General features: G+C 61.4%; 8 protein-coding genes. All 8 read left to right on the top strand.

The genetic code is table 11. The features are described 5' to 3' along the window. Window positions 1–192 precede the first annotated feature (192 nt). The 8 genes from pyrH to fabZ all read left to right on the top strand — a co-directional run bounded on the left by pyrH (window position 193) and on the right by fabZ (window position 8676). Window positions 193–915: a UMP kinase gene (gene pyrH / locus NKI39_RS27795; protein WP_023674934.1), complete on the top strand. Its 723-nt coding sequence runs from the start codon at window positions 193–195 to the stop codon at window positions 913–915. Window positions 916–1006: 91 nt separating this feature from the next. Further along, window positions 1007–1561: a ribosome recycling factor gene (gene frr, locus NKI39_RS27790; RefSeq protein WP_084640965.1), complete on the top strand. Its 555-nt coding sequence runs from the start codon at window positions 1007–1009 to the stop codon at window positions 1559–1561. 32 nt (window positions 1562–1593) lie between these two features. Next, window positions 1594–2316 carry an isoprenyl transferase gene (locus tag NKI39_RS27785; protein WP_023674936.1) on the top strand — a complete coding sequence of 241 codons (723 nt, stop codon included), beginning with the start codon at window positions 1594–1596 and terminating at the stop codon, window positions 2314–2316. Window positions 2317–2319: 3 nt separating this feature from the next. Beyond that, entirely contained in the window at window positions 2320–3153 is an 834-nt protein-coding gene (locus NKI39_RS27780) for a phosphatidate cytidylyltransferase (protein ID WP_352835842.1), read from the top strand. 104 nt (window positions 3154–3257) lie between these two features. Next, entirely contained in the window at window positions 3258–4400 is a 1143-nt protein-coding gene (gene rseP, locus NKI39_RS27775; protein ID WP_023674938.1) for an RIP metalloprotease RseP, read from the top strand. A gap of 217 nt (window positions 4401–4617) precedes the next feature. After that, the gene (gene bamA / locus NKI39_RS27770) at window positions 4618–6981 is read left to right on the top strand and encodes an outer membrane protein assembly factor BamA (protein ID WP_352474279.1); all 2364 of its coding nucleotides are present in this window, start codon (window positions 4618–4620) and stop codon (window positions 6979–6981) included. A 179-nt stretch (window positions 6982–7160) separates the two neighbouring features. Next, window positions 7161–8219: a UDP-3-O-(3-hydroxymyristoyl)glucosamine N-acyltransferase gene (gene lpxD, locus NKI39_RS27765; RefSeq protein WP_352474278.1), complete on the top strand. Its 1059-nt coding sequence runs from the start codon at window positions 7161–7163 to the stop codon at window positions 8217–8219. Then, window positions 8212–8676: a 3-hydroxyacyl-ACP dehydratase FabZ gene (fabZ, locus tag NKI39_RS27760; protein WP_352502391.1), complete on the top strand. Its 465-nt coding sequence runs from the start codon at window positions 8212–8214 to the stop codon at window positions 8674–8676. The genes lpxD and fabZ overlap by 8 nt, the downstream gene beginning before the upstream one ends. Window positions 8677–8681: the final 5 nt, after the last annotated feature.

The following is an 8681-nucleotide window of genomic DNA, read 5'->3' as shown; positions in this document are numbered from 1 at the left end:
AACGCCGTCTAGATATCGGCGGCCTTGGCTATTGCTAGCAATTTTGGCGGGGGTTTGCTGCGGGGTTCCCTGCTCAACTTTCCAAAGCGCGGGCGGGGCGGCGGCGTTACTCCGCGGGGCCCTTCGTGTATCGGAACGCCCAGTGTTTCGGGGCGCACCGAAACGCGTCACACGCACGATGACGAGGACCAGATGACGGTGAAGCCCCTCTACCGACGTGTCTTGCTGAAAGCGTCGGGCGAAGCGTTGATGGGCGAGCAGCATTTCGGCATCGACGTATCGGTGGTCGACCGCATCGCCGCCGACATCGCCGAGGCCCGCGCATTGGGCATCGAAGTCGGTGTCGTCATAGGCGGCGGCAACATCTTCCGTGGCGTCGCGGTTGCGTCAAAAGGCGGAGACCGCGTCACCGGCGACCATATGGGCATGCTTGCCACGGTTATCAATTCGCTGGCGCTGCGCACCTCGCTCAACAAGATCGGCGTCGACGCCGTGGTGCTGTCGGCGATCGCCATGCCCGAGCTTTGCGAAAGTTTTTCGCAGCGTCAGGCGACCGCCTACATGAACCAGGGCAAGGTCGTCATCTTCGCCGGCGGCACCGGCAATCCGTTCTTCACCACCGATTCGGCTGCAGCCCTTCGCGCCGCCGAGATCGGCGCCGATGCTCTGTTCAAGGGCACCCAGGTCGATGGTGTCTATTCGGCTGATCCCAAGAAGGACCCGCATGCGACACGTTTCGAGCGGATCAGCCATGACGAAGTCATCAAACGCGGGCTTTCGATCATGGATACGGCGGCGATTGCACTTGCGCGCGAAAACAACATTCCGATAATCGTCTATTCGATCCACGAGAAGGGTGGCTTCGGCGATATCCTGAGGGGCGGCGGCCGTTGCACGGTTGTCGCAGACGATTGACCGGACCATGAACCCGAAAGGGACCGGTTGCGGATGAGGCTCGAACAGGGCCTAAGCAGTGAACCCGGGTTAACGGGTCGAGGAGACGATGATGAGTGGCGAGTACGACGATCTCAAACGGCGGATGGACGGGGCGATCGCCGCGTTCAAGCATGATCTGGCTTCGCTGCGCACCGGCCGCGCGTCGAGCAACCTGCTCGATGCCGTCCAGGTGCAGGCCTATGGCACCACCATGCCGATCAACCAGGTGGCAACAGTGTCGGTGCCGGAACCGCGCATGATTTCGGTTTCGGTCTGGGACAAGTCGATGGTCAGCGCAGTCGACCGCGCCATCCGTGAAGCCAATCTCGGCTTCAATCCTATCGTCGACGGTACCAATCTCAGGATTCCGCTGCCCGAGCTCAACGAACAGCGCCGCAAGGAGCTGGTCAAGATCTCGCACGGTTATGCCGAGAATGCCCGCGTCGCCGCACGCCACGTTCGCCGGGACGGCATGGACTTTCTGAAAAAGGCGGAAAAGGACGGCGACATCAGTGAGGACGACCATCGCAAACGGGCCGACCAGGTTCAGAAACTGACCGACGAGACAATCAGCACCATCGACCACCTGCTTTCCGACAAGGAAGCGGAAATCATGCAGGTCTAGGGTCTGGCCACGCCTGGCCCGGAAGCGAGAATATGGCAACGCCCGCGCATGTCGCGATCATCATGGACGGAAACGGACGCTGGGCCAAGGCGCGCGGCTTGCCGCGGCTGGCCGGTCACCGCGCCGGCGTCGAGGCGCTGCGCAAGACAGTGCGCGCCGCCCCCGGCCTCGGCATCTCCTTCCTGACCGTCTACGCTTTTTCGTCGGAAAACTGGTCACGGCCGAAATCCGAAGTCAGCGACCTCATGGGCCTGCTTAAGCTTTTCATCCGACGTGACCTCGCCGAGCTGCACCAGAGTGGGGTGCGGATCAGGGTCATCGGTGACAGGGCAGGCCTGCAGCCCGACATAAGGGGGCTGCTCGAGGAAGCCGAAACGCTCACTCTCAGCAACGAGGCGCTGACACTGGTCATTGCCTTCAATTACGGCGGGCGCGACGAGATCGTGCGCACCGCGCGCAAGCTCGCAGCGGCGGTGGCGCGCGGTGAGATCGAGAGCGAGGCGATCACGGCCGATTCCTTTGCCAGCTCGCTCGATACAGAGGGCATTCCAGACCCGGAACTTGTCATCCGCACCAGCGGCGAGCTTCGGCTGTCCAACTTCCTGTTATGGCAGGCAGCCTATAGCGAACTCGTTTTCCTGCCTTGCTACTGGCCCGACTTCAGTCGCGAGCACCTGTCCGATGCACTGCGCGATTTCGCCGGCCGCGAGCGCCGCTTCGGCGGACTTGCCGCCCAAGATGTCGCCTCAGGCTGAGGAATGAGCAACCTCCAACTCCGGGTCATTTCGGCCGTCGTGCTTGCCATCGTCACGCTTGCCCTGACCTGGCTCGGCGGACTGTCCTTCCGGTTGCTTTGCGCTGCCATGGCGGCGGTCATCTTCTACGAGTGGACGCGGATGAGCCGCCCCGTTGCCCCGGCAGGTGCTGGTGCTACGGCAGGTCTCGGCTTTCTGCCCGAGGCGCTGATCGTGATCTTTATTGGTGCCCTCGTCGCCGGCCTGCCTGCGTCTTTGCTGCTGCCGCTCGTCGCGGCTCTGGTTGCTGTCACTGCCGTCGCTTCTTCCATGCGCAGGGCAGGACCGTGGGAAGCATCCGGCCTTGCCTATGCGGCCGTGTCCGGCTTGTCGCTGGCCTTCTTGCGTGACGGCGACCATTCAGGGCTGCTGGCCATTCTGTTCCTATTCGCCGTGGTTTGGGCGACCGATATCTTTGCCTATTTCGTCGGCCGCTCCATCGGTGGTCCAAGGCTGGCGCCGTCGATCTCGCCGGGCAAGACGCGGAGCGGGGCGCTCGGTGGGGTGGTCGGCGGCGTAGTGGCCGGGCTGCTTCTGGCCGCCGTAGCCGGAACGGGCAACCTCGTCGTGCTTGGCGTGGTCGCACTGGTGCTTTCGATTGTCGCGCAGGCCGGCGACCTGTTCGAATCATGGGTCAAGCGACGCCACGGCCGTAAAGATTCCGGCACGCTGATACCCGGCCATGGCGGCATCATGGATCGGGTAGATGGGCTTGTCGCGGCGGCTTTCGCCCTATACGTCATCGGCTGGATTTCCGCGACCGCCGACCATCCGGCACAGGGTCTGTTTCCGGTTTGAACGGCATCGTCGGTGGGCCGGCGCGGGGCTGCGTCATGGATTCGCCTGGATTGATGTCACAGTCGCGGCGTGATCTGTGCCGTGGATGAATTTGAGGGCATGAATTGAACGAGATTTTTCACGCGGTTTTCAGCACAGAGGGCTTTGTCCTCGGCACGCTGGTGCCTTTCCTGTTCGTGCTGACCGTGGTCGTTTTTGTCCACGAAATGGGCCATTACCTCGTCGGGCGCTGGTGCGGTATCGGCGCAAAAGCCTTTTCGATCGGTTTCGGCCCAGAGATCATCGGCTTCAACGATAGCCGCGGCACGCGCTGGAAGCTTTGCGCCATACCGCTCGGGGGCTACGTCAAGTTCGTCGGCGACATGAACGCGACGTCGAGCCAGCCCAGCTCCGAGGAGATCGAGGCGCTGAGCGACGAGGAACGCAAGGTCGCCTTCCACACGCAGCCGATCTGGAAGCGGGCGGCGACCGTCGTGGCGGGGCCGCTGTTCAACTTCCTGCTGACGATCGCCGTCTTTGCCGTGCTGTTTTCCGTCCATGGCCGGCCCGTGCTGGAGCCGATGGTGGCTGAGGTCACTGTCGGCAGTCCGGCCGCCGCGGCCGGCATCATGCCCGGCGACCGATTCGTCAGCGTCGACGGCAGCAAGGTCGAGACCTTCGCCGACGTCCAGCGTCTGGTCTCTGGCCGCGCCGGCGACAGCATCACCTTCGTCATGCTACGCGCCGGCAAGGAAATCACCGTCACGGCGACGCCGCGCTTGATGGAACAACAAGACGCACTGGGCAACAAGGTCCAGGTGGCCGTGATCGGCGTCGTCAACAACAAGGAACTCGGCCAGCCACGGCTGATCACCTATAGTCCGGCCGGGGCGGTCGGGGCAGCGGTCCAGGAAACCGGACACGTCATCCAGCGTACCGGCCAGTTCCTGCAACGTTTCGTTGTCGGTCGCGAGGACAAGTGCCAGCTGGGCGGCCCCATCAAGATCGCCAAGATGTCGGGTCAGGCGGCAAAGCTCGGCTTTGAATGGCTCGTGCAGCTTGTTGCATTCCTGTCAGTCGGGATAGGGATTCTCAATCTTTTGCCGATTCCCCCCCTCGACGGAGGGCATCTTCTGTTCTACGGCGTGGAGGCTGTCATCCGGCGGCCGGTGTCCGAACGCATGATGGAAATGGCTTACCGAAGCGGCCTCATATTGGTGCTCGGGTTCATGGGCTTTGTTTTCTGGAACGATCTGTTTGGGTGCTGAAATCATGAAGGAATTTGGCTTCGGCACGAGCAATGTTGAGACGCCGTTTACCATGCGTGGGGATATGCGTGACGCGAAAGCCACGCCGCAGGGTTAAGTAAATACAAATTAACCAGAAGCCTTGCGTGTAGGGAAAATCCGGTTAATACGGTAGGGGAAATTACCGCACGTCCGGTTTTCTCGCCGTGGGGACTTCGAGAAAAGGTACAAAAGCCCGATGAAGGCAGCATCCAAGTTTCTGAGCGCCGCGTCCGCGGTGGCTATGTCCGCCGCTCTGGTTGTACCAGGCGCGCTCGCAGTGCAGTTCGTTGCCACATCGGCCGCCGAGGCGGCTGTCGTCTCCAGAGTCGAAGTCACCGGCAATCAGCGTGTCGACGCGGACACCATCCGCAATTACGTGACGATCAAGCCCGGCAAGGCGTTTTCCAGTTCGGATATCGACGATGCGGTCAAGGCGCTGTTTGGCACCGGGCTGTTTTCGGATGTGCAGATCAACCAGGTCGGATCGACGCTGGTCATCAAGGTGTCCGAATACCAGGTCGTCAACCAGGTGCTGTTCCAGGGCAACAAGAAGCTCAAGGACAACGCGCTTGAGGCCGCGGTGCAATTGAAGCCGCGCGGCACCTTCTCGCAACAGCAGCTCGATGCCGATGTCGAGGCGGTCAAGGCCGCATACCGGCGTATCGGCCGCGACGATGCCGCCGTGACCACCCAGATCATGGATCTCGGCGACAACCGGGTAAACGTGGTCTTCAACATCAACGAAGGCGGCCGCACCCAGATCGCAGCGATCAATTTCGTCGGCAACAGCGCCTATTCGAGCCGCCGGCTGTCGGACATCATCTCCACCAAGCGTTCGTCCTTCCTGTCGTTCGTGCTGCGCGACGACGTCTATGACGAGGACAAGCTGCGCGCCGACCAGGAGCTGCTGCGCCGCTTCTATTATAATCACGGCTATGCCGACTTCCAGGTCGTCTCGGCTGTCGGCGAACTCGACGACACCACCAACAAATACACCGTCACCATCACGGTACAGGAGGGCGAGCGTTATACGTTCGGGGATGTCAGCGTCGAAAGCACGATCCCCGAGGTCGACGCCAAGTCACTTGAATCGGTGGTCGAGACCCACAAGGGCGATGTCTACAACGCCAAGAACGTCGAGGACACGATCATCGCCTTGACCGAAAAGGTCGCTGGATCCGGCTATGCCTTCGCCCAGGTGACGCCGCGCGGCGACCGCAACTTCGAGAACCACACGATCTCGGTCGTCTATACGGTCGATCAGGGGACCAAGGCCTATATCGAGCGCATCGAGATTCGCGGCAACGATCGGACGCGCGACTACGTCATTCGCCGCGAGTTCGATGTCAGCGAAGGCGATGCTTTCAATCAGGTGCTCATCCAGCGCGCGAAGAGGCGGCTGGAAGCGCTCGATTATTTTGAAAAAGTCGAAATTTCCACCGTTCCGGGTTCTGAGCCGGACCAGGTTGTGCTGGTGGTAGATGTGGTCGAGAAATCGACCGGTGAGTTCACGGTCGGCGCCGGTTATTCGAGCGGCGGTGAAACGTCAGGTCCGTCCGTCGAAGGTTCCGTCAGTGAGCGCAACTTCCTCGGTCGCGGCCAATTCATCAAGGTGGCGGCGGGCGGTGGCAAGAACTCGCGCGACTACAGCTTCTCTTTCACCGAACCCTATTTCCTCGGCCGCCGGATCGCGGCCGGCTTCGACATCTACAAGCAGAGCCGAAACTACGACCATTACGACAGCGACACGACAGGCGCGACCGTCCGCTTCGGTCTGCCGATCACCGACAACATCTCAACGCAGCTGGCTTATAATATTGCGCAAGAGAAGTACGAGTTCGACGAGGGCTGCGTTCCCGTTATCAATGGTGGCACCTGCGACGTCTCCCAGGCGATCGTAAACGGCGTTGAAGAGAGCCCATGGCTCAAGTCCTCGGTCAGCCTCGGCCTGATCTACAATACCATCGACGACATGAAGAACCCGCATGACGGCATTTATGCCAATGTCGGCACCGAAGTGGCCGGCGTCGGCGGCGATGCCAAGTTCATCAAGGTCACGGCGCGCGGCAGCATTTATCAGACGCTGTCCGAACAATTGGACCTGGTGGGCCTCATTTCGGGCGGCGCCGGCCATGTCCAAGGCTATGGCAACGGCGATCTGCGCGTCTTCGACCATTTCCAGAGCAGCGACCGTATGATCCGCGGTTTCGAATACGGCGGCATCGGCCCGGTTGCTTCGGACAACAGCAATGACCATCTCGGCGGCACCACCTACTTCAATGCCTCGGCGGAAGCGCAGTTCCCGCTGCCGGTCATCCCCGAAAGCTTCGGTTTGCGTGGCGCTGTGTTCGCCGATGCGGCAACGCTCTACGGCAGCAAAATCGCAAGTGGCCTTGTCAATTCTTCGACAACCGGCATGGAATGGCGCGCTTCCGTCGGTGTCGGTTTGATGTGGGCATCGCCTTTCGGCCCGATCCGCATCGACTATGCGATCCCGGTCAAGAAGGAAAAGACCGACGACGTGCAGGAATTCAACTTCGGCATATCGACCCGCTTCTGATGTGCGGGCAATGATGCTTCCGGCTCGTTTGGATCCGGATGGCAGTGATCCGACACTACAGCGCAGCGCGTCCTATCGGACGCGCAAAGGACGTTGTAGCATTTTGATTTGCGCATGATCCTTTCCGAGGGTCGATTTCCGATTTCGGGGTCATGCGCTAGCTGGATATTGCTTCTGGAATGACCGATCCGGTGTTCTTCGCGCCCTCACGCCGGTATACGGCCGGCGAAGTCGCGAATCTGACCGGCTCGACGCTTGTTGATTCCGGTCTCTTCGATGTATCGATCGAGGCTCTGGCGCCCGCCAACGAAGGCGGCGAGAACGCCCTTGTCTTCGTCGATGGCAGGCGCAATTTCGCCCTGATGCAGTCACTGCGGGCGGCGGCGGTTCTCTGCCCTGCCGAATTTGCCGGCAAGGCGCCGGCGGGCATCGCGGTGCTGGTGCATCCGCGCCCGCAGCAGGCCTTCGCAATGGTCGGGCGTCTGCTTTTTCCGGCGGCTGCAACGCCTGGACCGATGACCGGCGAAACCGGTATCTCGCCGCACGCCCATATCGATGCGACCGCCCATGTCGAGGCCGGCGCGATCATCGAAGCGGGTGCGATCATCGGACCTCGCGCTGCCATCGGCAGCGGGACCGTCATTGCCCCGCATGCGGTCATCGGTCCGTCCTCGCAGATTGGCCGCGACGGCTATGTCGGTCCAGGTGCCAGCGTGCAATATGCGTTGATTGGCAATCGCGTCATCATCCATGGCGGTGCCAGGATCGGCCAGGATGGCTTCGGTTTCGTGGCCGGCGCCAAGGGTCCGGAGCGGGTTCCGCAGATCGGCCGCGTCATCATCCAGGACGACGTCGAGATCGGGTCGAATACGACCGTCGATCGCGGCGCCATGTCCGACACGATCATCGGCCAGGGCACCAAGATCGACAATCTGGTGCAGATCGCGCACAACGTTCGCATCGGCCGCAATTGCATTATAGCCGGGCTTTCGGGTATTTCCGGTTCCGTGACGGTAGGCGACAACGTCACCATGGGTGGCGGTGTCGGCCTTGCGGATCATTTGACCATCGGGTCCGGGGCCAAGCTTGCGGCAAGAAGCGGGTTTATGAGCAATGTGCCTGCCGGTGAGATTTGGGGAGGATATCCGGCGCAGCCGATGGCGGAAGCCATGCGCGAGATAGCGGCCTTGCGCAGACTTGCACGGACGCGCAAACAGGGTGAGGGGGGAAATGGCTGACATCGCAGCGGCGACGCTCGAAGCGGTTGACATAATGCGGCTGATGAAGCTCCTGCCGCACCGCTATCCGTTCTTGATGATCGACCGTATTGTCGACATAGATGGCGACGAATCCGCCGTCGGCATCAAGAACGTCACCATAAACGAGCCGCATTTCCAAGGTCATTTCCCCGACCAGCCGGTCATGCCCGGCGTGCTGATCATCGAGGCGATGGCGCAGACGGCCGGCGCCATCTGCATCCGCAGCCTTGGTACGGAAAAGCCGTCGCTGGTTTATTTCCTGACCATCGACAATGCCAAGTTCCGCAAGCCGGTCGTTCCAGGCGACCAGCTGAAAATTCATGTGAAGAAAATCAAGAAACGCGGCAATCTTCTCAAATTCGCTTGCGAGGCCCTCGTCGATGGCGCCAAGGCGGCGGAAGCCGAGATCTCGGCGATGATGGTCGCAAGCGGCTGACAAAC

Origin of the sequence: Mesorhizobium sp. M0664 (genome assembly GCF_040320565.1) — a bacterium.
Taxonomy (GTDB): domain Bacteria; phylum Pseudomonadota; class Alphaproteobacteria; order Rhizobiales; family Rhizobiaceae; genus Mesorhizobium.
The sequence above is the reverse complement of the archived record's forward strand: the minus strand, read 5'-3'. Positions and strand labels throughout refer to the sequence as shown.

Bases quoted from the DNA above. Each gene is read 5' to 3' on its own strand.
- pyrH (WP_023674934.1), top strand. From the start codon at position 193: ATGACGGTGAAGCCCCTCTACCGACGTGTCTTGCTGAAAGCGTCGGGC.
- frr (WP_084640965.1), top strand. From the start codon at position 1,007: ATGAGTGGCGAGTACGACGATCTCAAACGGCGGATGGACGGGGCGATC.
- NKI39_RS27785 (WP_023674936.1), top strand. From the start codon at position 1,594: ATGGCAACGCCCGCGCATGTCGCGATCATCATGGACGGAAACGGACGC.
- NKI39_RS27780 (WP_352835842.1), top strand. From the start codon at position 2,320: ATGAGCAACCTCCAACTCCGGGTCATTTCGGCCGTCGTGCTTGCCATC.
- bamA (WP_352474279.1), top strand. From the start codon at position 4,618: ATGAAGGCAGCATCCAAGTTTCTGAGCGCCGCGTCCGCGGTGGCTATG.
- lpxD (WP_352474278.1), top strand. From the start codon at position 7,161: ATGACCGATCCGGTGTTCTTCGCGCCCTCACGCCGGTATACGGCCGGC.
- fabZ (WP_352502391.1), top strand. From the start codon at position 8,212: ATGGCTGACATCGCAGCGGCGACGCTCGAAGCGGTTGACATAATGCGG.